We start from the raw sequence: 26,426 nt of genomic DNA on the forward strand, positions 1-26,426 counted from the left end.
ACTCTTCATTGTTAAAAGAGAACTCCATGACCCAAGAAGTCACCTTAGCTTTTACCGGCGCTTCAGGCGCTGGTTATGGCTGGCGTTTGCTGGAAAACTTGCTGGCGCAGCAGGTCAAAGTGCATCTGCTGATATCCAGTGCAGCCCGCGTTGTGTTTGCCACTGAATATGATTTAAAACTGCCGGGTGGTCCTGAAGCTTGCCGTGATTTTATTCTGGAAAAAACCGGTGCTAATAAAGAGCTGTTAGCCGTATATGGCAAAGACGATTGGTTTTCGCCTTGCGCTTCGGGTTCAGCTGCGCCTAAACAGATGGTGATTTGCCCTTGTTCTACCGGCACCGCAGCCGCTATTGCCCATGGTATGAGTGACAATCTGATTGAACGTGCTGCTGATGTGGTGCTTAAAGAGCGCGGTCAGCTCATTATAGTGCCACGCGAAACTCCATTGAGTACCATTCATCTGGAAAACTTGCTGGCTTTATCTAAAGCTGGTGCTGTGGTGATGCCGGCTGCGCCTGGTTTTTATCATCAGCCTCAATCTGTCGATGACTTAATCGACTTTATGGTGGCGCGAATTCTTGACCATTTAGGTTTAAAGCAACAGTTAGTCAGCCGTTGGGGCTATGGAGATCCACAGTGACCTTAGCGTTAGAAATTAAACAGTTACACAAGGTGTATAAAAGCGGCACTGTCGCTTTAACCGGTATTGATCTGGAAGTGCAGCAAGGCGATTTTTTTGCCTTATTGGGCCCGAACGGTGCAGGCAAAAGTACCAGTATTGGCATTATCAGTTCACTGGTCAATAAAAGCAGCGGCACGGTCAAAGTTTTTGATTATGATCTGGACACTCACCTTGAAGATGCCAAAAGCCAATTAGGTTTAGTGCCACAGGAGTTTAACTTCAACCAGTTTGAAACTGTGCTGCAAATTGTACTGAATCAGGCTGGTTATTATGGTGTGCCTCGTTCTGTTGCCATAGTTCGTGCTGAGAAATACTTAGGTCAGCTTGGTTTGTGGGAAAAACGTCATGCCCGCTCGCGTGAGCTGTCTGGTGGTATGAAACGCCGTCTGATGATAGCCCGTGCTTTAATGCATGAACCTAAGTTACTGATTTTAGATGAACCTACAGCGGGCGTTGATATTGAACTGCGCCGCTCTATGTGGGAGTTCCTCAAAGAAATTAACCAGCAGGGTGTGACTATTATTTTGACCACCCACTATCTGGAAGAAGCAGAGTCTTTGTGCCGCAACATCGCCATCATCGACAAAGGCCAGATTGTCGAAAACACCAGCATGAAAAACCTGCTGAGTAAGCTCAACAAAGAAACCTTTTTACTCGATATAGCACCTACTGATGCAGTGATCACTCTTGATGGTTATACATTCCGTCAGAGTGACAGCCATAGCCTGGAAGTCGATGTCGTTAAAGCTCAGGGCTTAAATGGCGTATTCAGCGCTTTAACAGCGCAGGGCATTCAGGTGCTTTCAATGCGTAACAAAGCCAACCGTCTGGAAGAATTGTTTGTCAGTCTGGTCGAAAACGGACGCGGAGCCAAAGCATGAGTTCACGTAATTTAATAGCGCTGCAGAGCATTTTATATAAAGAAACCAACAGATTTATGCGCATTTGGGTGCAAACCCTGGTGCCACCTGCCATTACCATGACTTTGTATTTTGTCATTTTTGGCGCTTTGGTGGGCTCGCGTATTGGTGATATGGGCGGCTTCAGTTATATGGAGTTTATTGTGCCTGGCCTGATTATGATGTCGGTGATCACTAACTCGTACTCCAACGTGGCTTCGTCTTTTTTCAGCGCCAAGTTTCAACGTAATGTCGAAGAGCTGCTGGTCGCTCCTGTACCGAACTACATCATAGTGCTGGGTTATGTTGGTGGTGGCGTAGCGCGCGGTATTCTGGTGGGTTTAATAGTGTCTTTGTTATCGCTGTTTTTTGTCGATATCAAAGTGCATCACTTGTTTATTCTGATGTCGACCGTGGTATTAACTGCCACTTTGTTTTCGCTGGCCGGTTTAATTAACGCCATTTACGCCAAAACTTTTGATGACATCAGCATTATTCCAACTTTTGTGCTGACGCCTTTAACCTATTTAGGTGGGGTATTTTATTCACTGAGTTTATTGCCACAATTCTGGCAATACGTGTCGCAAATCAATCCTATTGTTTATATGGTCAACGCCTTCCGCTACGGCTTCTTAGGCGTCAGTGATGTCAATCTGGTGTTTGCGTTCAGTGTGATTATTGGCTTTATTCTGGTGTTTTTTAGCTTTGCTATGTACCTGATTAATAAAGGTACTGGCCTTAGAAGCTAAGTAAAATGATGTGAAAGAATACAAGAGAAGAGGCGCTTATACAGCGCCTCTTTCATAGTATCTTAAAGGCACAGGAGCAGCCGGACCGAAGTAGTAACCCTGAGCGTAACTGATACCACAACGTTCCAGTGTGTCTAATGACTGTTTGCTTTCGACCATTTCGGCGATGATCAGTAACTGAGTTTGTTTAGCAAAAGAACTGATATGTTCAATAAAGAGTTGAGCGTCAGGATCTGAGCTTATCAGCTCAATTAAACTGCCGTGAATTTTTAAACCATCCACCCGTAACTGCAGCAAGTCGGCCATCCCGACACCACTGGCCACACCAAAATCATCCAGCAGTACTTTGGCTCCGGCTTTTTGCAAAGCGGCTATGGCGTCACGACAACGTTCAAACTGAGGTAATACGCCGGCTTCTGCCAGTTCAAAATACACCCGTTCAGGTTTCGGATAATGCTGCAGGTAGTCGAGGAAAAACTGCTGTAAATCATCATCCAGTAAGTCACGGCAATTGACGTTAATAGACCAACTGACTTCAGAAGCTGCAAACTGACTGGCGCTTTTTATAAACATCATTTTTGTCAGCTCTGTATCCAGATGACTGCGGTTGATGATGCTTAAAAACTGATCCGGCGTCAGTATGCTACCGTCACTACGTAAAATACGGGCCAGACATTCGTACTGAAAAATCTCGCCAGTGCTGATTTGGACCACGGGTTGGAAGTAAGGCACTATTTGTTCATGACCTATGGCTTCACGCACTTCTTTGGCCATTTTAATATTGGTATGCAGATGCTGTTTCAGCGCCAGTAAGTTGTCTGAGTACACCACTAAAGATTGTTGCTGCAAACGTGCTGTATTCACAGCCAGCATAGCATTTTCCAGCACTACAGCAGCAGGCGACAAGGCTACACCTAAAGTTACAGTAAAGAGTAAATAGGGGTCATTCAGCACAGGCTGGGTGAAATCAAAACTTTTGAGCTTGTCATGTAATTCGTTATCAGAAACGCTGGCCACACGGCGAATGGCGAGTTTCTCAAAAGACAGGCGATATAAGCGGAAAGGACGGCCTAAATGCAGTTGCAATTGACTAATAAATTGGTTGATGGCTTGTTCAGCGATCACTGAGCCGTACAAGTGACTGATTTCCTCAAGATTGTTGACTTGCAAAATAGCCAACTGGCTGAGGCCGCCTGTTTCATGACGAAGATGAGCTTCCAAAGCTAAGGCGTTACGCCGGCCTGAACTGCGGTCAGTGGTCAGATTATGGCGCAGCACCATGGCGTAACTTAACGCCAGCAATAAAGCTAAACCAAAAAATACCGAGCCACTTAGAATAGATTGCTGCATGCTGGCCATCAGCCACTGATCCAGGTCTGTAATGGCTATGTCGGCACCAGCTAAATACACTGTGCCATCAGCGCTTTGATAAGGCACCAGTACAGAACGAAAATGGCCAAACTGGTCGACAGACTCTTCAAATACCGGGGCTATAGATGCAAAAGCTGCTTTATTGGCTTCGGTTGCTTCAGGGTAATAATCGTAAAAGTAACTTAACTGGCCACGTAACAAGTCATCTTCCGTGTAGCTGGACGAGGTGAAGTGCACTTTGCCATCCACCTGGATCATGCTGTAAACATACTGCAATTTTAAATCTTTGGCATAAAGGCTGAGCTTTTTAGCCAGCTCCAGATACTCAGCGCGGGAAATATGTTGAGGGCCACTGATATTGTTATGGTAATTTTCACCTAGCAAATAAGGCACAGCTTTCACCGCATTGGTTAACTGCAGATCAACCTGCGCTAGTTTGGTCTGATAGGTTTGCTGATACTGGTAATACACATAGGCAGCTATGGCGAGCAAATACACCACTAGGCTTATCATAATAAAATGTGCTGAACGGATCCGTAGCATGCAATGACTCGTAAAAAGGAACCTGAAAACAATACGTTAATAGCTTAGCTGATTTAAATCAGGCTGGCAGCTAATACTTTACTCTGATTCAAAGACCTGTCATCACAGCGATTTGTTGCAATCAGGTGGGGACATTCGGCAAAAACAGCCAGTTTATCCGGTTTTTTACAGCATCTTTGCAGCAAGATGATCAACAGATGAAATTTTTTAAAGACATTTAAAGGTGCATTTAGTACAGTGACCTCCTTTTTGACTTACTGATTTTACGGCCTGAAAACACAAAATAAGAAGCCGAAATAGCGACGACGGTGAGACAGGATACGAATGACAGAATTAAACAAACGTCAGGCTACAGCTTCTGAAGAAGCCTTGTGGCGGATATTTACTGTGCCAGAGGCTCCGGACTCGACTTTAAGTATCATCGAACAGAATATTTCGCAAAACCTGGCTGGGTTTTTACGCGAAAGTATTGTCGCTGTGGAAAAACCACTGTGGCAAATTGAACGCGATTTCCAGGCTCACCAAATTCCTTCTGAACCAAAATTTGTCTCGGACTATGCCGAACAGATGATGGAAAAGCTGGTGGCGCATTCAGTGCATACAGCAGCGCCAAGTTTTATTGGTCATATGACCTCGGCTTTGCCGTATTTTGTCTTACCGCTATCAAAAATGATGGTGGGTTTAAATCAGAATCTGGTGAAAATCGAAACCTCCAAAGCTTTTACTCCGTTAGAGCGTCAGGTCATCGGCATGATGCATCATCTGGTGTATGGCGAAGGCGACAGCTTTTATAAAAAATGGATGCACAGCGCCAACCATTCCTTAGGTGCTTTTTGTTCTGGTGGCACCATTGCCAATATCACCGCGCTCTGGATTGCCCGTAACCGTTTATTAAAAGCCGATGGTGACTTTAAAGGCGTAGCCAAAGAAGGCCTGTTCCGCGCTATGAAATATTATGGCTACGAAGGTTTAGCTATTTTAGTGTCAGAGCGGGGCCATTATTCGTTGGGCAAAGCTGCCGATATTTTAGGTATTGGCCGTGAGTTTTTAGTACCGGTGAAAACCGATGCCAATAACAAAGTGCAAAGCGATGAAATGCGCCGCGTTAGTCGTGAACTGAATGACAAAAATATCAAAGTGATGGCGATAGTGGGTGTGGCTGGCACTACAGAAACAGGTAATGTCGACCCACTGAATGATTTGGCTGATTTAGCTGCTGAACTGGGCTGCCATTTCCATGTCGATGCCGCCTGGGGTGGTGCAACCTTACTCTCTGATAAGTACCGTCATTTGCTGAGTGGCATAGAAAGGGCTGATTCAGTCACTATTGATGCGCATAAGCAAATGTATGTGCCTATGGGCGCTGGTATGGTGGTGTTTAAACACCCATCTTCGGCACATGCGATAGAGCATCACGCAGAGTACATATTACGTAAAGGCTCAAAAGATTTAGGTAGCCAGACACTGGAAGGTTCACGCCCTGGTATGGCCATGCTGGTGCATGCTTGTTTGCAGGTGATTGGCCGTCAGGGTTATGAAATTCTGATCAATCGCAGTCTGGATAAAGCCCGTTATTTTGCCGGTTTAATTAAGGATCACGCGGAGTTTGAGCTGATCACTGAACCTGAGCTGTGTTTATTGACCTATCGTTATGTACCTGCTGAAGTTCAGCGTGCTATGACGAAAGCTTCGCCTGACAAACTGCATAAATTTAATGAGCTGCTTAACGGTTTAACCCGCTTTATTCAGAAAACACAAAGGGAAGAAGGCCGTTCTTTTGTCTCACGTACCCGCATTAAACCTGAACGTTATCAGCGTCAGGACACAGTGGTGTTCCGTGTGGTATTGGCAAACCCGCTGACCACAGATCAAATTTTATTTGATGTGCTGGAAGAACAGCAGCAAGTGGCCGCTTTGGATAAAGAGTTTTTACCTAAATTGCTGCAACTGGCGAAAGACAGCGCCGCCTGAGTCTATTTTATAAAGACTGAAACAGCTTCACTTTAGTTAAAAAGCCCAATCACGGCGATGTGATTGGGCTTTATTTATGGGGCCTAGGGTGAGCTGCAATAACTTACCAATCAGGGCTCAATGGCCATACCAAGCAGGCTCTGGCCCTTTGCTAAAGTCCCGAGCTTTTTATTTTGTCCTGTCTGTAAATCCAGTTGATACAAAGTACTGGCTGGCTCTGCTGTTGTGGTGACCGCAATAAAACTCAGGTTACTTAAGTCAGAAATATCAAAAGCTATCTGTTGCAGCGATTGCAGTCCAAGGCTGCCTACGGTAAACAGCTGTCCTGTATTAGGTGATACCGCAGGAGTGGCGCCTTCTTTACTGCCTTGTGTTACCAGTGTGCCATTGGTTTTGTCTATGGCGTAGTTGGTCGTTAGTGTGCTGTCTTGCTGGTTGTAGGTATAAGCTGCAGCCACTACAGTGGGTTTTTTGCCGAAGTTAGCGTCCTTGTCTGCGTATTTCAGCTGTGGGTCAACAGAAGCCAAAGCTGCGGTCTCCGGGTGCAGCCTTAAGTTTTGGCCATGCTCGTTCACCACCCGGATCCTGTCGGCGACAGGGTTAAAATCAAAGCCAAACTGGCCTTTTTTTAACGTATCTGCAGGTAACACAGGGCCTGTGGTCGTCACTTTTCCTGTGCCGGTATCTATGCTGTACAACTGGCCTTTGTCCGATAATGCAAATAAAACACCGTAAGCGACGCGGTAATCTATGCCAACTAAAGTCTCGCCTGTTGCCAGACCTGAAAGCGGCTTCTGTTCGACGATTTTATCCGGAGCTGCCACCTTCACTTTGACGAGTTGATGTGTATTATCAAGCAGCCAGAGTGTTTCATTGCCTTTTAAAGCTGGCATAGTGGCCGCGCCAAGGTCGGTAGAGAAGAGTCCTGCGGATAAAAGGCCAGTTAGAGTCAAGAGGGTAGAACCGAAAATCTGTTTTGTTATTTTCATACATCCTTTCCTTTATTATTTTCAACTGACCCTGTATCGGGCCTGCTTTATGCTTTATCAGAATGATCACTCTGTTTGCTGTCTGTTACCATAGTGCAGTCCAGCCGCCTGAGTAAAGATTTCACTTCTAAATACGCTGAGCCTGATACTACGGATCTAAACACAGATTCTTACATCTTCAGGCATTGCTTCGTGCCTGCTGCAGCGTTACTTTAGAGTCTAGATTGATTAAAGAGGAAAGTGCTATGTCGGATAAAACCTTAGCTTTATCAAATGATAAAATGATCGCAGGAGTCTGTGGTGGTATAGCCGACTATTTTGGCTGGTCCAGCGGTGGTGTGCGTCTGGTGTATGTGTTGTTGTCAGTGTTGTCCGCAGCTTTTCCCGGCTTATTTGTTTATCTGATTTTGTGGCTGTTGATGCCAAGAAAAGACAGCCTGTAAGCGGCTGTCGTTGAACGAGTGGATTTATTATGTATTCAGGCCAGTGCCTTTGTGGTGAAGTAAAAATTGAAATTAGTGGCGGCATTACCGACATTATTCATTGCCACTGTTCCTTGTGCCGTAAATCCAGCGGCACGGCTTATGCCACCAACGGCTTCGTATCCGGTGCAGAATTCAGTGTGATTCAGGGCGAAGAACTACTCAAAGCCTTTTCGTTAAAACAAGGCAGGTTGCGGCATTTTTGCTCCAACTGCGGCAGTCCTGTGTACAGCTCAAGCGCTGCAGATCCAGGTCGGATCCGCATTCGTTTGGGCATACTGGATTCAGAAATAACCGAGCGTCCCATCAGCCATAACTTTGTGTCGTCAAAAGCCAGCTGGGACAATCTGGATGCAGAGTTGCCCCGTTATGATAGCCATGAGCCTGGCAGGACTTAAACTTCGATATTATCAATCAGGCGGGTAGTGCCGAGATAAGCAGCGGCCAGTATTACTAAAGCTGCTGTGGAGTCAGACGCTGGCACTAAGGTTTGGCGATTGGATATATTGACGTAATCTGCTTTAAAACCTGCCGCATTAAGCTGATCTTTGGCTTGCTGCTCTAAAGCTCGTAAATCGCTGACGCCTTGATGTAACTGCTGTTTCATCCACTGTAAAGTGCGATACAAAGCCGGTGCTGTGATACGTTGTTCCGCTGTTAAATAACCATTGCGTGAACTTAACGCCAAACCATCTTCAGCTCGGATTGTTGGCACCCCTATGATTTCAATAGGCATGGACAAGTCAGTCACCATCTGGCGGATAATAGCCAGTTGTTGATAGTCTTTCTGACCAAAGCAGGCGATATCAGGCTGCACCAGATTAAACAGTTTAGTGACTATGGTCGACACACCACGAAAATGCCCGGCACGGCTGGCGCCGCAGTGGTAATCACCTAACAGCGGCACTTCGACAAAAGTTTGTACATCCAGGCCACGAGGGTAAATCAGTTGTGGTGTTGGAGTGAATACCGCATCAGCGCCATGTTCAGTCAGTCCTTTGCAGTCCTGCTCTAAAGTGCGTGGGTATTTGTCTAAGTCTTCATTGGCACCAAACTGCATCGGATTAACAAAAATGCTGACAATAACCCGGTCTGCTCTTTGTTTGGCGGTGTCGACTAACTGCAAATGGCCCTGATGCAAATTGCCCATGGTCGGCACGAATGCAACACGCTCACCAGCACTGTGCCATTGGCGTATTAACGCACGTAGCTGAGCAATATCCTGAATCATTAACATAGGGATTGAACCTTAAAAGCTATGTTCTGGACCAGGGAACTGGCCTTGTTTCACATCCTGAATGTATTTGCCGATGGCTTGTTTAATTTCACCGGTTTCTTGCAGGAAGTTCTTGGAGAATTTTGGAATATAACCAGAACTGATGCCCAATAAGTCATGCATCACTAAAATCTGACCATCGGTTTCTTTGCCTGCACCTATACCAATCACCGGAATGACCAGAGCTTTGGAAATACGTTCAGCCAAAGCCGATGGAATACATTCCACAACTAACAGTTGAGCGCCGGCATCTTGCAGGGCAATGGCTTGTTGCACCATTAAATCAGCAGCCTGCTCATCGCGGCCTTGCACTTTAAAGCCACCAAAGACATGCACAGACTGAGGGGTTAAACCTAAATGACCACAAACCGGAATACCACGTTCGGTCAAAGCTTTAATGGTAGGTAATAAGAAATCACCGCCTTCGAGCTTGACCATATTGGCGCCAGCCTGCATCAACGGCGTAGCGTTTTGCATCGCCTGTTCCACTGTGGCGTAACTCATAAAAGGCATATCGGCAATGACAAAAGCTAGCGGTGCACCAGCGCGGACACAGCGGGTGTGGTACGCAATTTCGGCGGTGGTCACAGGCAGTGTGTCGCTGTGGCCCTGCAATACCATACCTAAAGAGTCACCAATCAGAATGACTTCAACACCGGCATCGGCAAATAATTTAGCGAAACTGGCATCGTATGCCGTTAAGGCGGTAATTTTTTCGCCTTTTTGTTTCATCTTCAGCAGTTGAGCAGTGGTAATTTTTGCCATTTTTCTCTCATCCGACCACAAGGGAATAATTCGGGGCGCACCTTGGCATAAAAAAACGCCAACGGCAAGTGATCAGAGACGACTCAGGCCGTTTAAAGGCACAGTCGTCAGTAACTCACTCAGCTTAGTGCCATCAGGTAATACAAGGTTTAAGTTTAGTTCTGCCAGTGGGTAAAGCACAAACTCCCGCACTTTCATGCCGTAATGCGGCACAGTCAAAGGTTCCGTCTGAATGACTTCATCACCAAACAACAGAATATCCAAATCCAGAGTTCGGGGACCCCAGCGTTCATCTTTACGCTGCCGGCCTTGTTCCAGTTCGATCTGTTGTAGTTCTGTCAGCAAATTCTCTGCAGATAAACGGGTCGTAAGAGCTGCGACGGCGTTGACGTAATCCGGCTGATCTTGCGGCCCCATAGGTTTGGAGCCGTAGAAACCAGACACCTTTACAAGTTCAGTGTCTTTGATACTCTGCAAGGCCACAACAGCACGTTCTAATTGCTGCACTGGCTGGGCCAAATTAGCGCCCAGCCCAATATATACAAGCGTATTAGCCATTGGCTGGGCCTGAAGGACGACGTTTGGTTGGCGGGCGACGACGGCGTGGGCGGCGTTCAATGCCTTCTTTACCCAGGTTTTGTACTAAAATTTCACGGCCAGCTTCGTCATCGGATTGGAAACGTTGCCACCAGTTGGCCAGCTCCAGTAATTCGCCGCCTTCGGCCTGAGCACGCAATTGCAGGAAATCGTAAGCCCCACGGAATTTCACCTGCTCCATTAATTTAAAGGCGCGACGACCTGCGCGTTTGCTTAAACGGCTTTGCAGGAACCAGATGTCTTTAATGGTCAGGCTAAAACGTTTTGGAATAGCGATAGAACGTTGCACTTCGTCTAACACTTCCATCATCGCAATGTTCAGCGCGTCCACTTCGTTTAAACCACTTTCAACCAGCAGCTTTTCCGCACGTTGTTCGACCGGATACCATAACAAAGCAGCAAAGGTAAAAGCCGGAGTCACAGGTTTATCAATGGCAACCCGCTGATCCGTATCCTGCATGGCTTTGGTGATCATGTTAAATACTTTGCCGCTACTATCCTGCTTTAATACTTTGGCCAGTTGTGGCAATAGCTGTTTAAGAATGCCCAAATCGTTCAGCATCACAAAGTTATCAAAGGCTTTACCGGCCATAAACAACTTGAGGAATTCTTCAAATAAACGTGCAGCCGGAATGTTTTTCAAAAGCACTGCCAGTTCTTTAATCGGCTCTTTGCTTTCTGGCGCTATGTCCATATTCAGCTTGGTAGCAAAACGCACAGCACGCAGCATCCGCACCGGATCTTCACGGTAACGGGTTTCAGGATCGCCAATCAGCTCAATTTTACGTGCTGCTATGGCTTCAATGCCGTTGGCAAAGTCGTAAATCGCAAAGTCGGCCACTGAGTAGTACAAGGCGTTGATGCTAAAGTCGCGGCGTTCAGCGTCTTCTTCAATAGTACCGTAGACGTTGTCACGTAAAATCTGGCCCGCATCACTTTGGCTGGCTTTAGGGCTGGTTTCATCATCACCTGTATGGTGACCACGGAAGGTCGCGACTTCAATCACTTCCCGGCCAAACACCACATGAGCTAAACGGAAACGGCGGCCAATCAGGCGGCTGTTTTTGAACACTTGACGCACTTGTTCCGGGTGAGCATTGGTCACCACGTCAAAATCTTTAGGTTTTAAGCCAAGTAAAATATCGCGGATACAACCACCGACCAGATAAGCTTCATAGCCCGCATCTTTTAAGCGGTATAACACCTTGAGTGCATTAGGGCTGATGTCTTTGCGCGACACAGAATGGGCATCACGGGATATTTTTTTCAGCTCTGGCAGAATAGACTGACGGCTTTTTTTGGGTTGAGCAACGCTCTCAACGCTTTTGCTGCCAAGGGTGCGGCGGCAAAAATCCAGGACTCGCGAAATAATGGCAGTACTCCTTGTGAGCTTAGCTAAATGAACTCGATGAAAAAAGCGGCTAATGATACCGCAGCGGCCGGAAAAATAGAACGTGCGGCGTTGTGCTTTATAAGAAATCTGCAGCTTTTTGTTCGTTTTGTGTCGGTATTTGTCTGATCTGCCACTCAGCGCTGGCCCAGGCCAACAATTCTTTGGCATCTGCCCCTGTCAATTCGGGCGGTGGCGGGTGACCCAAAAAACGTAAAACTGCAGTTAATGTCTCACTGACAGGCCAGAATTCCACTGCCGGAGCATGGTTTTGTTTACTAAGTTTAAAACCAGGTTCGGTCACGGCCAAAGGCAAATGCAGGTAATCAGGTGGTGTTGCACCGAGCAGTTGAAATAGGGCTTGTTGTCTGGTGGTCAGGTCAATTAAGTCTGCACCACGTACCACTTCAGTAATGCCCTGATCTAAATCGTCGACTACGACCACGAGCTGATAGGCAAATAAACCATCACGGCGTTTTAAAATATAATCTTCAGCAGCAAGGCTTGCAGGAATATGCACTTCACCCACAAGCTGGTCGGTAAAAACTGTCGCTGTGGCTGGTGCTTTTAAACGCCAGGCAAGCTGACCTTCTGTTAGCTGTTTGTCACGGCAAAAGCCATCATATCCTTGTGGCAGACTTTGAATGCGGGATCGAGTGCAGTTGCAGGCATAGGTCAGTTGCTGTTGTTTGAACAGATCCAACACCTGTTGGTAACGCTCTAGTCTGTGACTTTGCACCCAGACATCGCCATCCCATAACAACTGATAACGTTCTAAGGTACGTAAAATACCGTCAGCTGCACCGGCTTGCATACGGGGACTGTCGATGTCTTCCATCCGCACCAGCCATTGGCCTTGTTGGGATTTGGCTTGCAAATAACTGCCCACTGCAGCGATGAGGGAGCCAAAATGCAAAGGGCCGGATGGCGATGGCGCAAACCGGCCCCTGTAAGCAGGAGGGACAACAGGCATCATTAACCGCCCAGTTGTTTTTCCTTGATTTCAGCCAGCGTTTTACAGTCGATACACATATCGGCAGTAGGACGGGCTTCTAAACGTTTGATACCAATTTCGATACCGCAGGTGTCGCAATAACCAAAGTCTTCGTCTTCGATTTTCTGCAGAGTTTTTTCAATCTTCTTCAGTAATTTACGTTCGCGATCCCGAGCACGTAATTCCAGACTGAACTCTTCTTCCTGAGCAGCACGATCCACTGGATCCGGGAAGTTTGCAGCTTCATCGGCCATATGGTTTTTGGTGCGATCCACTTCTTCACGTAACTGTTGACGCCATGCGTCCAGAATGCGGCGGAAATGGTCCAGCTGTTTTGGGTTCATGTATTCTTCGCCTTGCGCGGCCTGATAAGGCTCTACGCCAGCAAGGGCTAACAGTCCCAAGGTTTTTACGGTTTTGCCTTCTGGCATGATCATCTCCTGTAAAACAGTGCCAAGCAAAAAGTTGGCGGCTAGTGATAGCAGAAAAATATGACAGCTGCAATCACTATTAAAAAAGCCGCCGAAGTATACAGAGCAGAACTGCCTGCGTCACCTTTTTTCCTACAGTCCATAAATTTGGCTGGTTTAAAAAAACAACACTCTAAACCGCAGAAAGCCAGCTTGGGAAGCATTGTTCTTTGCAGTCCCTGTTAACTTATTAAAAACAGAAGATATTTATCGCATTACTTTGTTAAAGTAATGCTCTTTTCGTGACAGAAAGGTGCTGATATGGCCATTGAATGGATTACTGCGTATTTGCTGCTGGGTGCAGCTGTAGGTTTTTTTGCCGGATTATTGGGCGTTGGCGGTGGCGGCATTATGGTGCCTGTGCTGACGGCTTTATTTTTAGCACAACAATTTCCTGCTGAATTATCTGTGCACATGGCCTTGGCTACCTCTATGGCCGCTATTATTGTTACGTCTTTTTCCAGTATGCGCAGCCACCAGCGCCACGGCGCTATTTTATGGCCTGTGGTTTGGAAGTTAACTCCAGCCATATTAATAGGCACTGTAGCTGCGGCTTATCTGGCTGCTGCTTTATCTTCTTTGGCTTTGGCAATATTTTTCTGCTGCTTTATGAGTTATGTCGCAATTCAGATGCTATTGAATATAAAACCTAAAGCCAGCCGTCAATTGCCTGGGGTTATAGGTTTTAGTGGTGTTGGACTGGTGATTGGTGCCGTGTCAGCGTTGGTGGCTATAGGTGGAGGTTCGCTGACCGTGCCTTTTTTAACCTGGTGTAATGTCAAAATTCAGCAGGCTATAGGTACGTCTGCTGCAGTTGGCTTACCTATTGCGATCAGTGGCACGCTGGGCTATTTCCTCGCTGGTGCTTCGACAGAGGCTGTGTTGCCAGACTACAGTCTGGGTTATGTGTATTTACCCGCTATGCTGCTAATTGCTGCTGTCAGTTATTTTACCGCGCCGCTTGGTGCTGCGTTAGCACACCGTTTACCTGTGGCCACCTTAAAGAAAGTATTCGCCGCATTGCTCATCGCATTAAGCGCGAAAATGTTACACAGCGTCTTAACCTCTTAGAGCCCTGTGATACACTCGGCCTCATACTTTATCCACGTACTATGAGATAAAACCTATGTCTGACCTGATTCAAATTCGTTTAAGCAGCGCTGCTGCAGATGCTAAGTGGGGCAAAAATGTAGCATTGACTCCCGATGCTGCAGGCTATCAGTTGCATGTCAAAGCTGCCGATTTACGTGCAGTGCAAAAAGCGGGTCGCCAGCTGGATACTTTAGGTATTCAACAATTTCAACTGGCAGGTGATGGTTGGACTGTCGACAGTCAATGGGCTTTGTATCAGGGCTTTTGTACTGCTAAAAAGTTGGGCGCTATCGGCTGGACAGGCACTGACGCTGAACAACTGCAATTACAGCAGTTACACCAGACTTTTAGCTGGGCCAAAGCCATTATCAACCAGACGCCTGAAGATTTAGCCCCTGTCACTTTGGCTGAACAGGCCGCTGCTTTTATTAAAACTGTAGCGCCAGCAGGCACCGTATCCACTGAAGTTATTGCCGGCTCTGCTTTGTTGGAGCAGGGCTGGATTGGTATTCATGCCGTAGGCCGCGGTAGTGAACGTGACCCGGCAATGTTAGTGCTGGATTACAACCCAACAGGTAAAGCAGATGCGCCAGTGTTTGCCGCTTTAGTGGGCAAAGGCATCACATTTGATAGCGGTGGTTATTCGATTAAAGCCAGCGAAGGCATGGTGACGATGAAATGTGATATGGGCGGTGCAGCCACTGTCACAGCCGCTTTAGCTTTGGCAATTTTGCAGGGCTTAAACAAAAGAGTGCAGCTGATTTTATGCTGCGCAGAAAACCTGATTTCCGGCGGAGCCTTTAAACTGGGCGATATACTGACTTATAAAAATGGGGTCACTGTCGAAATCGTCAATACCGATGCTGAAGGTCGTTTAGTGCTGGCTGATGGTTTGCAAAAAGCCGCTGAAGCCTCGCCACAACTCATTATTGATGCAGCCACTTTAACTGGCGCTGCGATGAACGCATTAGGCTCTGAATACAATGCAGTGTTCGCTTTGGATAAGGCCTTAGCACAACGTGTGTTAGGTTATGCCGAACAAGTGCAGGAAGGTGCCTGGCAATTACCGCTGGAAAAATGGCATCAGGGTCAGTGCCCTTCACCTTATGCCGACACGGCCAATAGCCGCCCTGTTAAAGGCGGTGGTACGGGTGGCGCCAGCAATGCGGCAGGGTTTTTAAGTCGTTTTGTGCCTAACGACGGCAAAGGCTGGGTTCATTTAGATTTAGCTGCAGCTTTTCATAATTCAGCCAATGGCTTTTGGGCTGCAGGTGCGACAGGTATGGGCATTCGTTTAGTGGCTCAAACCCTGACTCAGGAATAATCTTCTGATTTCGGTTCACCTTAAAAAGCAGCTAAAATAGGGCTGCTTTTTGTTTTTAGCGAGACGTGATTTGTTACCTGTTGCAGAGATTTGCCCACAGCTGATTCAGAGTCTGAAACAGCACAACCAAGTGATTTTATCTGCACCGCCTGGTGCTGGTAAATCAACCTACTTGCCGCTGTTTTTACTCAACCATGCCGATTTTGCCGGAAAAACTATCCTATTGTTAGAACCGAGGCGACTGGCCGCAAAAAGTATTGCCAGTTATCTGGCCAGTCAGTTGAACGAAGCTGTGGGTCAGCAAGTGGGGTATCAAATCCGCCATGAAAAGAGTTACAGCAAAAACACTCGCTTATTGATAGTCACCGAAGGGGTGTTGATCCGGAAAATTCAGCAGGATCCTGAACTTGCAGGCATAAACCTGATTATCTTTGACGAATTTCATGAACGTTCTTTACAAGCAGATTTAGCTTTGGCTTTGGCGCTGGAAGTACAGCAACTGAATAGCGATTTACAGCTATTGATTATGTCGGCCACTTTGGATCAGCAAAAACTGGCATTAGCCTTGGACGCGCCTGTGCTTAGCAGCGAAGGCCGTAGTTATCCGGTAGATATTCTGTATCAAGTGCCTACAGCAGAGCCTGTCTGGTTGCAAAGTGCCAAATTAAGCCTGCAAGCCAGCCTGAAACATCAGGGCAGTATTCTGACCTTTTTACCAGGCCAGCGTGAGATTAATCAGGCCAGAGACTGGTTAATGGAGCAAAACAGAGACAGCCAGTTAGATATTTATGCGTTATCCGGTGCTTTAACTTTGGCTGAGCAGCAACAAGCGATAGCACCCAGCCCACAAGGGCGGCGCAAACTGGTATTGACCACCAATATTGCTGAAACCAGTTTGACCATCGAAGGTATAGAAGTGGTGGTGGATTCCGGTTTCTGTCGTCAGGCCGTTTATCATCCCAAACATGGCTTAACGCGGCTAGACACTGTCGCTATCAGTCAGGCGGCTGCTATTCAAAGAGCTGGCCGGGCTGGGCGTTTATCGGCCGGTCGTTGTTATCGCCTCGATAGTGCTGAGCTATGGCAACGCCGTATTGCTTTTACCCCAGCATCTATACTGCAATCCGATTTAACCTCGTTGTTGCTGGAGATTTCGGCCTGGGGTTGCTCGCCAGAACAATTATTCTGGTTGGATCAACCACCACAAGCCAATCTGAAATCTGCGGCCTGGGTGTTGTTGCAACTCAAAGCCATCAATGACAAAGGCCAGATCACTGACTTTGGCCGGCAGTTGTTAGCTACAGGTACTGAACCCCGACTGGCGGCTTTAGTGCTGCATGGCAAACAACTGGAACACCAAGGCGAGCAAGGTGCAGCCTGGCTGGCTGTAGTGTTGGCAACGATGTTGGAGAATCCAAATCGCAGCCGTGAGCAGGATATTGATCAGTTGTTGCAGCAACCTTTGTATGGCGCTTTATTGCAACAGGCGAAGCAACTGGCACAGCAGAATCAAATCAAAGTCAGCCCGTATTTGCCGCAGCATTTAACAGCGGCCTTATTAAGCCGGGCTTTCCCTGATCGCATAGCTATCTTGCGGGGCAAAGGTTATCTGCTGACGAACAATGCGGGTGCTTTGTTATTTCCGGACAGCCCTTTGTCTGGTGCTGAAGTACTGGTGATCTGTGATTTGTATTTTGGCCACAGCACCCAAATCAGTCTGGCGGCCCGCTGGACTATGGCTGAACTGATGCAGGAGTGGCAGGCTGATTTGCAGAAGCAGTCCTATTTTGGTTTTGATGCGCAGCAAGGACGATTTATTGCAGAGCAGCGTGTAATGCTTGGCAGTTGCGTGCTGGAGCGTAAACCGCTGAATACTAAATTGACGGAAACAGAGCAGCAGCAAGCCTGGCTGGATTGGTTAAAACAACAGGGTTTACAGGCGTTGCCATGGACTGAACAGGCATTGCAACTGCGGCACAGGCTGCAACTGATGCAGCGTTATATGCCAGAACATCATTTACCAAAAGTCGATGATGAAAGCTTGTGGGCTGATGCTGAAGTCTGGTTAGCTCCAGCTCTAGGCAGGTTTACAAAACTGAATGATTTGAATAAGTTAGACCTTTACACTTTATTGTGGCAACGTCTGACTTATAAAGAGCAGCAGCTGCTCAATAGCTGTATGCCAGACAGTTGGCGTTCAGCTGTAGGATCTATGATCCCTGTTCACTACAGCGATGAAGGAGAAGCCATTTTGTCTGTTCGAATTCAGGAAATGTTTGGCCAGCTTGATACTCCAACTGTGGCAAACGGGCGTTTAGCCATGAAAATTCATTTATTGTCGCCAGCGCGCCGCCCTTTACAGGTGACTCAGGATTTGGCCAGTTTCTGGGCCAATAGTTACACTGAAGTGAAAAAGGAAATGAAAGGCCGTTATCCAAAACATTATTGGCCAGAAAATCCTGCAGAGGCCATGCCGACTAATAAAACTAAAAAAGCTATGCAAAAATGACACAAAAACAAAGCCGTACCCCAAGAAAAAAACCAGCTGCCAAAAATGCCAAACGCCCGCAGTTTGCCCGACAAATGTTGTGGCTTGCGCTGAAAGTAGGGCTGGTGCTGTTGCTGACTTTATTTGTTTATCTGATTTATTTGGATAGCAAAATTACCACCTTATTTTCCAGCCATAAATGGCAATTTCCGGCTCAGGTTTATGCCCGGAGTCTGGAGTTGATTCCTGGTAAAAGCCTGACACAAAAGCAATTAGTCAGTGAACTGGATTTGTTGCAATACAGGGCGGTGGATAAAATCAACGGCCCGGGTCAATACAGCCAAAGTGGCGATAAAGTGGCGGTATTTCGCCGCGCTTTTCAATTCGCTGATGGCTATGATCAAGAGGAAGCTTTTACTGTGTCCTTTGCAGGTCAGAGGGTACACAATGTGTATGACCATCAACTGAAAAAGTCGGTGCAAAAGGCCAGAATTGAGCCACAGCTAGTGCAGCATTTGGTTTCATCAGAGCAGGAAGACAGAGAAATGGTGACGCTGGCGGATATGCCTGAACATATTAAAGCGGCGCTACTGACCATAGAAGATCGCGACTTCTACCAGCATCATGGGGTGTCCGTCTGGTCTGTGGTTCGTGCTTTTTGGGCCAATCTGATGGCGGGACGCACAGTGCAAGGGGGCTCGACGCTAACCCAGCAGTTGGCAAAAAATATGTACCTGACGGCGGATAAAACTATTATCCGCAAGGTGAATGAAGCGCTGATCGCTCTAATTCTGGATTATCGTTACAGCAAGGATCAAATCCTTGAAGCCTACCTGAACGAAATTTTTATTGGCCAGTTCCATAGTAACGCAGTGCATGGTTTTGCTTTAGGCAGTAAGTTTTATTTTGGTAAACCTTTGGACGAGTTACAGCCAGAGGAATATGCGCTGTTGGTGGCTATAGTCAAAGGGCCTTCTTATTATGATCCACGGCGTTTTGGCGCAAGAGCTAAAGATCGCCGTGATCTGGTGTTGAAAATGCTGCATAACGAGCAGCTGTTATCTGATGCAGACTATCAACGAGCAGTAAGTAAACCCTTAGCAGTGATCCCTCTGGGTCATCATTTAAAAGGCCGTTCACCTTCTTATCTGGATGCTGTAAAACGTGAATTGAAAGAGTTAGTGACTGACACTGCTACTATTGAAGAGGGGATGAAGATTTTCACCTATATGGACCCTCAGGCGCAGCTTGCTGCTGAGCATAGCGTAAAACAGCGCTTGTCCGAACTGGATAGTAAACTGGAAGCTGCTATGGTGGTGACTGATTATCAGGCTGGGTCTTACAAAGCGATCGTAGGGGGGAAATCAGTACATTTTGCTGGTTATAACAGAGCCTTAGATGCCCGTCGTCAGATCGGTAGTATAGTAAAGCCAGTGCTGTATCTGCAGGCGCTGAGTAAACCAAACCAGTTTAGTCTGGCCACTATGCTCGATGACAGTCCTATTCACCTCAACGGCAGTCAGGGCGGCTGGAACCCACAGAATTTTGATAAAAAATTCCGTGGTCAGGTCACCTTAATTCAAGCTCTATCTGAGTCACTTAACGTTCCCACAGTGCGTTTAGGTTTAAAACTGGGTTTGCCTGCTTTACAGGATGGTTTTAAGCGGCTTGGACTGGAACGTGAAGTAAAATTGCAGCCTTCAGCATTTTTAGGTGCGGTAGAGCTGACACCTGCCGAGGTAGCGCAACTGTATCAGGTAATTGCCAATAAAGGCCGTTATATAAAACTGGCCAGCATAGAGTCTATAACCAAGACTGACGGTACCATGCTTTATCAGCGCAGAAACATTGTGCAACAAAGAGTTACAGAAGATGCGGATTACCTGCTGCAATATGCCATGCAACAAAGCACTCGCAGCGGTACTTCAAAAACACTGGCGAATCAGTTTGCCGGTATACGTTTTGCCGGAAAAACCGGAACATCCAGTGATCATAAAGACAGCTGGTTTACTGGTTTTGAACATGAATCTTCGGTCACCGTCTGGTTAGGCAGAGATGACAATAAACCCATAGGTTTAACTGGAGGCTCTGGTGCTTTAACTTTATTTAGCCAGTATTTCAGGATGGTTCCTCCGAACTCTTTGTTCAGGGCTATACCACCAGATGTCACTTTAGGGCGTTTTTCCGCTGTAACAGGCCGTGCTGTGGCCGATGATTGTGACGGAACTCTATTGTTGCCTAAAGTTGTTAGTGCGACCTTACTTACGGATTGCGAATAAACGGGAATTATTGACTTATGTCGTTCAGGCCAGAGAAGCAATTAAAAGTTGATGAGTGGTGGTATTTGCCACAGCTGGATAAGCTGGCGAAGCTCAACACCAGAATGGAAGTCAGCGAGTTGGCTGATCTCGATCATTTGTGCCAAAGCGTACTCAATTTTTTCTTGTTAAATCCTGGCCGTTTAATCAGCAAAGAAGAGCTGCTTAAAGAAGTCTGGCAAATGACCTCTGTCACCGATGGCCGTGTTGCGCGGGTGATCAGTATTTTGCGTGATGTGCTGGGTGATGATGTGAAGTCCCCACGATATATCGAAACTATTCCGAAACGGGGTTACCGTTTTATTGCCAAAGTGATAGAGCAGGAACAACTTATTGCTCAGGCTTCCAATACTCAGGATGAGCCTGCAAGTGCAGCAGAACGAAAGATTAACCGTATTTGGTGGGCAGGTTTGACGGCGGCGACGCTGCTACTGGGCTTATTAGCCAGTTGGTTATTCTGGCCTGCCAGCTCAGTTGTTGAAGAGCAGGCTCCTTTTGTAAACTGGAGCCCCGTGTCGTCCTTAGATGGCTTTGAATATTATCCGGCAATTTCCTTTGATAAAAACTTTTTAGTCTACAGCTACCAAAAAAGTAAAAATCATTCCAACGTTTTGATGTTGCAGAACTTGCAGAACCATCAGACATTGCAACTGACTCATAGCAATGCAGATGATTTTGGTGCCAGTTTTCGGCCTGATGGCAAAGCTATTGCTTATCAGCGGATAAAATACAGAGAGTTGTGTGAAATTCGCTTACTGAGTTTTGCTGATAGCTCAGCTCAGTCAGTTGTCGAAGATAAGCTGCTCACATCCTGTGGACTGCACAGCACTTCTACCCGTATTTCCTGGGCCCCAGACGGTAAGTCTTTATTGTTTGGCAGTCATGAAGACAGTTCTCAGCGTATGGCTATATTTTCTTTGGATATTGCGTCCGGGAATAAAACTCAACTGGTATTGCCCAGTAACTCAGGCATGGGCGATTTTACCGCTCGTTATTCCCATGCGGGCGATAAAATTGCTTTTTTAAGAGACGTTGCCAGCAACTCAGTACAAATCTGGTTAATGGATTTAAACAGCAGAGAAACTTCATTGTTACTGCATATTAAGCATAGTTATCCGGGCGATATAGCCTGGAGTCATGATGACGAGCATATTTATTACCCTGCCCGTAAGTGGAATATTGAAAGTGTTAACGTCAATACAGCGGAACAAAAAACCATAGCGTTAACCAATAATCAGGCTTATGAAATTGCTTTGGGAAGCGACAATCAGTTTTATGGTTCAATAGGTCGCTATGGCAATTATTATATTAAGAAATTTAACAACCCTGTAACTAACTCAAAGCTGTCTGAGGAAATTGTATTTAAATCCAATCGCAGCGAACGTTTAGTTGAAGCTAATCCTACTTTAGATGGACCAATAGCCGCAGTTTCTATGCGCACAGGTTTACCTCAGGTCTGGTTATTTTATCCGGATGGTAAACAAGAGATGATTAGTCATTTTGAAAGCTCTGTTGCGATATCAGATATGGAATTCTCCGGAGATGGCAAACAGTTATTAGTGCTGATTGATCAGGAGGTCTGGTTATTTGATTTGGCAGGGCAGGCCCAAAGAATAAGCGCACAAGGTGAAGTAGTAAAAAATTTAAGCTGGGGTCAGCAGACGAATCGTGTATTTTATACCATTAATAACAAAGGCAATTGGCAAGTGATGTCTTATGAGCCTGGTTCCGCAGCTAAACCTTCAGCCTATCTGGACGGTGTCGATTTATTTGTCCAAAGTAAAGATAGTTTACATCAGTTAAAAAGGAATTCGCTGACAGGTGAGTACAGTTTAATAACGGGTGAGGAAGAGGTACTTTTGAGTGAGGATGCTCAGAAGCTGATACTAGCCGAATCCTCTACTTTTGTATTAACAGAAAATGGTGTTTATTTTTCTGCTGTAAACGATAAACAACAGAGCCAATTGTTTTTCTACTCTTATTTAGATAAAACAATACTCCCATTGGAGCTTGTGTCCGATTTGTATTCATCTCGATTCTCCTTAAGTCATGACAAAAAATACATTTATATGATAATCGGAGAAACTCAGGATTTAGATATAGCAAAAATTGAGTTAAAAACCATAAATTAATCATTCATTTATAATAATTTCATCAGTTTATGATTTTTTCTGTATCCGATACTGCAGTGGTCGAACTTAACCACTCTTTTCGGAGCTTACATTATGAAACTGATCAAACTTATCGCTGCTGCCGCTTTAGTTGCTTCTACTTCTTTAGTATCAGGCGGCCATGTTGCTGCTGTTGGTGCAACAAGCGTGGCACAAGATATTGCTGCATGTACCAACTGGCCGTTTTGCCGTGATGTAGAAATTGTTGATCAGGCTGATGAGCTGCAACAATATATTGCTGCCTGCACAAACTGGCCATTTTGCCGTGATGTAGAAATTGCTGATCAGGCCTTGGGTTTGCAACCTCAGGTTAAAACAGAAGTTGTTATTAAGGCAGTTTAACTCCTCCTCTCTACTTTTCGTCTGAATTGGTTATAATCCGCCTACCTGTTTATGTAGGCGGACCCTTATGCAACATACGGCAGACTACCTGACCTTTGGTCAATGGCGGTATCTGCGTACCATTGGACAACTACAGCCTCTGTCAGCTACCGCTGATCCGGAGGTGCTGACGTTGGAGCCACGGCTGCATAAGTTATTAAACTTCTTTCTGGATCATAAAGATTTAGTGGTCAGCCGCGAGCAAATATTGTCGGGTGTCTGGGGGGAAGGTTTAGGCTCTGATGAATCCTTAACCCGTGCTATAGCAGCCCTGCGCCGTGCTTTACAAGACAGCAGAGTTGAACCTACCTACATTGCCACTTTGTCCAAAAAGGGTTACTGCTGGTTGGCGCCTGTTGCACAAGTTGAGTTACCTCCATTAGAGTCTGATGCACAACAAGAATCTGCTGCCCCTTTGGATTTACTTAGCACCCAAAAAGCTATAGAAAGCTGGCATAGCGGTAAAAAGAGTAAACTCAAGCGTATTCGGTATATCTGGTTTAGCTCGCTGGTGCTGTTAGTTTGCAGTCTGAGTTTCGCTTTGCTGGTCAGCAAGATGAATGAAAAAGCAACTTTACCCCGATACTTGCAAGTGACACCTGTCAGCGCTTTGGATGGTAAAGAGCAAACTCCACTATTATCCAGCGATCAGTCTTTATTGTTGTTTCAACACCAGCTACCGAATGAATCCGATTGGTACTGGGTGATACAACAGTTGCCGTCAATGCAATCTTTGCATGATGATCAGGCCTACCAGCAGCTTTCACAGCCGCACTGGTATAATTCTGAACAGGTTATCTTCCGCGCTCAACAACAGCAGGATTGTGTGTTTTGGCGCAAAAAGATAAAGCCTGATTTTTCAGCCGCAACACCGCTGTTTTCCTGCCACCAGTTTATTGCTGCAGGACAAGCGATCACTGCGGATGGCCTATATTGGCTGGACTTAGACCCTGCCACAGGTCAAACCCAGCTCTGGCTGTGGCAACAGGACAGCTCCCAACGTTTATTAATGCAGTTTCCTGTGCAGTGGCGTGGCATCAGTCATTTAATTGTCAAAGATAAAAAGGCCTATGCAATAGCACAGAAAGGCTTTAGTTATTCTTCTTTAATAGAGTTAGATCTGACCGATCTGGACTGGCGTGTGATTGCAGATTTTGATTTTTCTGCCAACCAATTGGCTTGGTGGGGAGAACATGATTTGTTGGTGAATAAATCTGGCCAGCAATTGCAGGTACTCTCTTTACGCACAGGGAACAGCAGGGTTTTTGGTGAAATGACCTTTAACCTGGCCGATAGCTCGGTGTGGCAACAATCATTGTTAGCTGTTTATCCTGCGCAAGCTGTAACCGATTTACGACAATTGCAATGGCAGGAGCAAGACAGTCGGATCCTCACTTTGCCTTTTGCCGAAAGTAACAGATCCGAGTTTTTGTTACTGGCGCATAACGACCAGTATTATTTCGTATCGGACCGTTCAGGCTTGCCACAACTGTGGCGTTCACAAGGTCAAAATACCCAACAAATCAGCCAGTTTAAAACACAGCTAGCGATCCAGCAGTTGCTGTGGTTGAACGGTAAATTACTGCTACTGATTGACAGGCAGTTGTATGAATTTTCAGAAAATGAAGCACAGCTACGACCCTTTACAGAAAAGCTGGCAGGCAGTGAACGTTTTGTGGTCTGTGATGATGTGTTGTACTGGACCTCTTATGACCAAAAAGGCTGGGTTTTAAACCGTTTTGAACAAGGTAAAATTAAGCAACTGCTGAACGATGTGGTCAATGCGGAGTGTGGGCCAGGGCAAAGCCTGATTTTACAACAACAGGATTCGCTTTATGTCAAACAATGGCAGCAAGGGCAGGCAATAACTTTGCCAGTGCAGATTAACTGGCGTAATACGGCAGCAGATGCCTGGGCAAGCACAGAGACTGGCTTGTACTGGTTATCTGGCGGTGGAACTCAATTAAATTATTACGACTGGCAAAATCAACAACAGCAGCATTGGCCTCTATCTCAGGCTGCGCTGTCTTTGATTTCAGGCCATGGGACTCTATTTGTACAACAATTCAGAGCTCAGGATACCGACATCGTCTGGTTGCATCCTGAGCCTGCTGAGTAAGATTTAAGCTTTTAGTTGAATAAAAGCCTTTTTGGCTGCCGCTATGGTGTAAGCCAAATCGTCATCACTATGAGCTATAGACAAGAAACCAGCTTCATAGGCTGAAGGCGCCAGATAAACCCCTTGATCCAACATCAGGTGGAAAAAGCGTTTAAAGGCGGCGATATCACATTGTGTCGCTTGCTGGTAGTTAGTGATGTTTGCTTCTTTGCTGAAAAACACACCAAACATGCCGCCCACTTGGGTGGTCGCCAGTGGAATGCCTACTTCTTTGGCTGCTGCCGCTAAACCTTCAATCAACTGTGTGGTTTTGGCCGTTAATACATCATAAACACCAGGCTTACGGATTTCAGTCAAAGCCGCTAAACCTGCCGCCATAGCTATGGGGTTACCGGATAAAGTGCCCGCCTGATAGACACCACCTAAAGGCGCTATATGCTGCATAATGTCACGACGGCCACCAAAAGCGCCGACTGGCATACCGCCACCAATAATTTTGCCTAAAGTAGTCAGGTCTGGTTTGATGTTGTAATAAGCTTGAGCTCCACCTAAAGCAACACGGAAACCTGTCATCACTTCATCAAAAATCAAAACAGCACCGTACTGGTCACAGAGTGCACGTAAACCTTCTAAAAATCCTGGTGCTGGTGGGATACAGTTCATATTTCCCGCCACTGGCTCTACGATAATACAGGCCAGATCAGCACCTTGTTCGGCAAAAATCTCTTTGACCTGCTCCAGATTGTTAAATTCCGCTGTGAGCGTGTATTTAGCAAAATCAGCAGGTACACCAGGTGAATTTGGCACTCCTAAAGTTAAAGCGCCTGAGCCAGCTTTAACCAGTAAAGAGTCGGCGTGACCGTGGTAACAACCTTCAAATTTTAAAATGCTGTTACGGCCGGTAAAGCCACGGGCCAAACGAATAGCGCTCATGGTTGCTTCAGTGCCTGAGCTGACCATACGTACCATTTCCATACTTGGAACTAATTCACAAATGGTTTCTGCCATGGTGATTTCAGCAGGGCAAGGAGCGCCAAAACTTAAGCCTTTTTCAGCAGCTTTCACTACAGCTTCGCGGATAGCAGGATGATTGTGACCCAGCAGCATTGGGCCCCAGGAACCTATGTAGTCGATGTATTTTTTGCCATCGACATCATACAAATAAGCCCCATTAGCGCTGTCGATAAATACCGGTGTACCACCAACGCTTTTAAAGGCGCGGACAGGGGAATTAACACCACCAGGAATGGTTTTTTGTGCTTGCTGAAATAACTGTTCTGACTTGGACATAGAAGATCCTTAAAACAAAAGCCGGGCACAAAGCCCGACTCAAAGATAAATGAAAAGCTGTGGT

At 46.3% G+C, this 26,426-nt stretch carries 22 protein-coding genes; 13 read left to right on the forward strand and 9 right to left on the reverse strand.

The annotated features are described in order from the left end of the window. The first annotated feature begins 26 nt into the window (after positions 1-26). From OM978_RS03820 to OM978_RS03830, 3 genes are read left to right on the forward strand one after another with little or no spacing between them, the layout of a single operon-like run. Positions 27-641, forward strand: coding sequence for a flavin prenyltransferase UbiX (locus OM978_RS03820; RefSeq protein ID WP_264345600.1), 615 nt, complete (start codon positions 27-29; stop codon positions 639-641). Continuing rightward, a complete protein-coding gene (locus OM978_RS03825) occupies positions 638-1,564 on the forward strand; it encodes an ABC transporter ATP-binding protein (protein ID WP_264345601.1) in 927 nt (308 codons plus the stop codon). The genes OM978_RS03820 and OM978_RS03825 overlap by 4 nt, the downstream gene beginning before the upstream one ends. Further along, positions 1,561-2,331: an ABC transporter permease gene (locus OM978_RS03830; RefSeq protein ID WP_233007758.1), complete on the forward strand. Its 771-nt coding sequence runs from the start codon at positions 1,561-1,563 to the stop codon at positions 2,329-2,331. The genes OM978_RS03825 and OM978_RS03830 overlap by 4 nt, the downstream gene beginning before the upstream one ends. A 36-nt stretch (positions 2,332-2,367) precedes the next feature. On the opposite strand, the gene OM978_RS03835 is transcribed toward OM978_RS03830, so the two are convergent. Further along, the gene (locus tag OM978_RS03835; protein WP_264345602.1) at positions 2,368-4,215 is read right to left on the reverse strand and encodes an EAL domain-containing protein; all 1,848 of its coding nucleotides are present in this window, start codon (positions 4,213-4,215) and stop codon (positions 2,368-2,370) included. A 354-nt stretch (positions 4,216-4,569) separates the two neighbouring features. Here OM978_RS03835 and panP point away from each other — a divergent pair, with 354 nt between their 5' ends. Beyond that, positions 4,570-6,216, forward strand: coding sequence for a pyridoxal-dependent aspartate 1-decarboxylase PanP (gene panP / locus OM978_RS03840; RefSeq protein ID WP_264345603.1), 1,647 nt, complete (start codon positions 4,570-4,572; stop codon positions 6,214-6,216). A 110-nt stretch (positions 6,217-6,326) separates the two neighbouring features. On the opposite strand, the gene OM978_RS03845 is transcribed toward panP, so the two are convergent. Continuing rightward, the gene (locus tag OM978_RS03845; RefSeq protein WP_264345604.1) at positions 6,327-7,205 is read right to left on the reverse strand and encodes a DUF4394 domain-containing protein; all 879 of its coding nucleotides are present in this window, start codon (positions 7,203-7,205) and stop codon (positions 6,327-6,329) included. 245 nt (positions 7,206-7,450) lie between these two features. Between OM978_RS03845 and OM978_RS03850 the strand changes: the two genes are divergently transcribed. Both OM978_RS03850 and OM978_RS03855 read left to right on the forward strand, forming a co-directional pair. Beyond that, on the forward strand, positions 7,451-7,648 hold the full coding sequence (locus tag OM978_RS03850) for a PspC domain-containing protein (RefSeq protein ID WP_264345605.1): 198 nt from the start codon (positions 7,451-7,453) through the stop codon (positions 7,646-7,648). A 29-nt stretch (positions 7,649-7,677) separates the two neighbouring features. Further along, positions 7,678-8,085 carry a GFA family protein gene (locus OM978_RS03855; protein ID WP_264345606.1) on the forward strand — a complete coding sequence of 136 codons (408 nt, stop codon included), beginning with the start codon at positions 7,678-7,680 and terminating at the stop codon, positions 8,083-8,085. On the opposite strand, the gene panC is transcribed toward OM978_RS03855, so the two are convergent. The 6 genes from panC to dksA form a co-directional block, all read right to left on the reverse strand. After that, a complete protein-coding gene (gene panC / locus OM978_RS03860; RefSeq protein WP_264345607.1) occupies positions 8,082-8,924 on the reverse strand; it encodes a pantoate--beta-alanine ligase in 843 nt (280 codons plus the stop codon). The genes OM978_RS03855 and panC overlap by 4 nt on opposite strands. Positions 8,925-8,936: 12 nt before the next feature. Next, on the reverse strand, positions 8,937-9,728 hold the full coding sequence (gene panB, locus OM978_RS03865) for a 3-methyl-2-oxobutanoate hydroxymethyltransferase (protein ID WP_264345608.1): 792 nt from the start codon (positions 9,726-9,728) through the stop codon (positions 8,937-8,939). Positions 9,729-9,800: 72 nt separating this feature from the next. Further along, on the reverse strand, positions 9,801-10,286 hold the full coding sequence (folK, locus tag OM978_RS03870) for a 2-amino-4-hydroxy-6-hydroxymethyldihydropteridine diphosphokinase (protein WP_264345609.1): 486 nt from the start codon (positions 10,284-10,286) through the stop codon (positions 9,801-9,803). Continuing rightward, entirely contained in the window at positions 10,279-11,565 is a 1,287-nt protein-coding gene (gene pcnB / locus OM978_RS03875; protein WP_413690897.1) for a polynucleotide adenylyltransferase PcnB, read from the reverse strand. The genes folK and pcnB overlap by 8 nt, the downstream gene beginning before the upstream one ends. A gap of 229 nt (positions 11,566-11,794) precedes the next feature. Further along, positions 11,795-12,691 (reverse strand): tRNA glutamyl-Q(34) synthetase GluQRS, encoded by an 897-nt coding sequence (gluQRS, locus tag OM978_RS03880; RefSeq protein WP_264345610.1) that lies wholly within the window; start codon positions 12,689-12,691, stop codon positions 11,795-11,797. Further along, complete coding sequence (gene dksA, locus OM978_RS03885; protein ID WP_008897238.1) at positions 12,691-13,140, reverse strand: RNA polymerase-binding protein DksA; 450 nt, start codon at positions 13,138-13,140, stop codon at positions 12,691-12,693. The genes gluQRS and dksA overlap by 1 nt, the downstream gene beginning before the upstream one ends. 300 nt (positions 13,141-13,440) lie before the next feature. Between dksA and OM978_RS03890 the strand changes: the two genes are divergently transcribed. The 7 genes from OM978_RS03890 to OM978_RS03920 all read left to right on the forward strand — a co-directional run bounded on the left by OM978_RS03890 (position 13,441) and on the right by OM978_RS03920 (position 25,072). Continuing rightward, a complete protein-coding gene (locus tag OM978_RS03890; RefSeq protein ID WP_264345611.1) occupies positions 13,441-14,250 on the forward strand; it encodes a sulfite exporter TauE/SafE family protein in 810 nt (269 codons plus the stop codon). Between the two features lie 55 nt (positions 14,251-14,305). Further along, positions 14,306-15,595 (forward strand): aminopeptidase PepB, encoded by a 1,290-nt coding sequence (gene pepB / locus OM978_RS03895; protein ID WP_264345612.1) that lies wholly within the window; start codon positions 14,306-14,308, stop codon positions 15,593-15,595. Between the two features lie 49 nt (positions 15,596-15,644). Beyond that, on the forward strand, positions 15,645-18,104 hold the full coding sequence (gene hrpB / locus OM978_RS03900; RefSeq protein WP_264345613.1) for an ATP-dependent helicase HrpB: 2,460 nt from the start codon (positions 15,645-15,647) through the stop codon (positions 18,102-18,104). Then, positions 18,101-20,362, forward strand: a complete 2,262-nt coding sequence (gene mrcB / locus OM978_RS03905; RefSeq protein ID WP_264345614.1) for a penicillin-binding protein 1B — start codon at positions 18,101-18,103, stop codon at positions 20,360-20,362. The genes hrpB and mrcB overlap by 4 nt, the downstream gene beginning before the upstream one ends. Before the next feature lie 17 nt (positions 20,363-20,379). Continuing rightward, positions 20,380-22,533, forward strand: coding sequence for a winged helix-turn-helix domain-containing protein (locus tag OM978_RS03910; protein WP_264345615.1), 2,154 nt, complete (start codon positions 20,380-20,382; stop codon positions 22,531-22,533). Positions 22,534-22,626: 93 nt separating this feature from the next. Then, the gene (locus OM978_RS03915; RefSeq protein ID WP_264345616.1) at positions 22,627-22,914 is read left to right on the forward strand and encodes a hypothetical protein; all 288 of its coding nucleotides are present in this window, start codon (positions 22,627-22,629) and stop codon (positions 22,912-22,914) included. Between the two features lie 67 nt (positions 22,915-22,981). Beyond that, positions 22,982-25,072 carry a winged helix-turn-helix domain-containing protein gene (locus OM978_RS03920; RefSeq protein ID WP_264345617.1) on the forward strand — a complete coding sequence of 697 codons (2,091 nt, stop codon included), beginning with the start codon at positions 22,982-22,984 and terminating at the stop codon, positions 25,070-25,072. 3 nt (positions 25,073-25,075) lie between these two features. Here OM978_RS03920 and hemL read toward each other — a convergent pair whose 3' ends face one another. Continuing rightward, positions 25,076-26,362, reverse strand: coding sequence for a glutamate-1-semialdehyde 2,1-aminomutase (hemL, locus tag OM978_RS03925; RefSeq protein ID WP_264345618.1), 1,287 nt, complete (start codon positions 26,360-26,362; stop codon positions 25,076-25,078). Positions 26,363-26,426 lie beyond the last annotated feature (64 nt).

This window comes from Rheinheimera sp. MM224 (genome assembly GCF_947090785.1).
Taxonomy (GTDB): domain Bacteria; phylum Pseudomonadota; class Gammaproteobacteria; order Enterobacterales; family Alteromonadaceae; genus Pararheinheimera.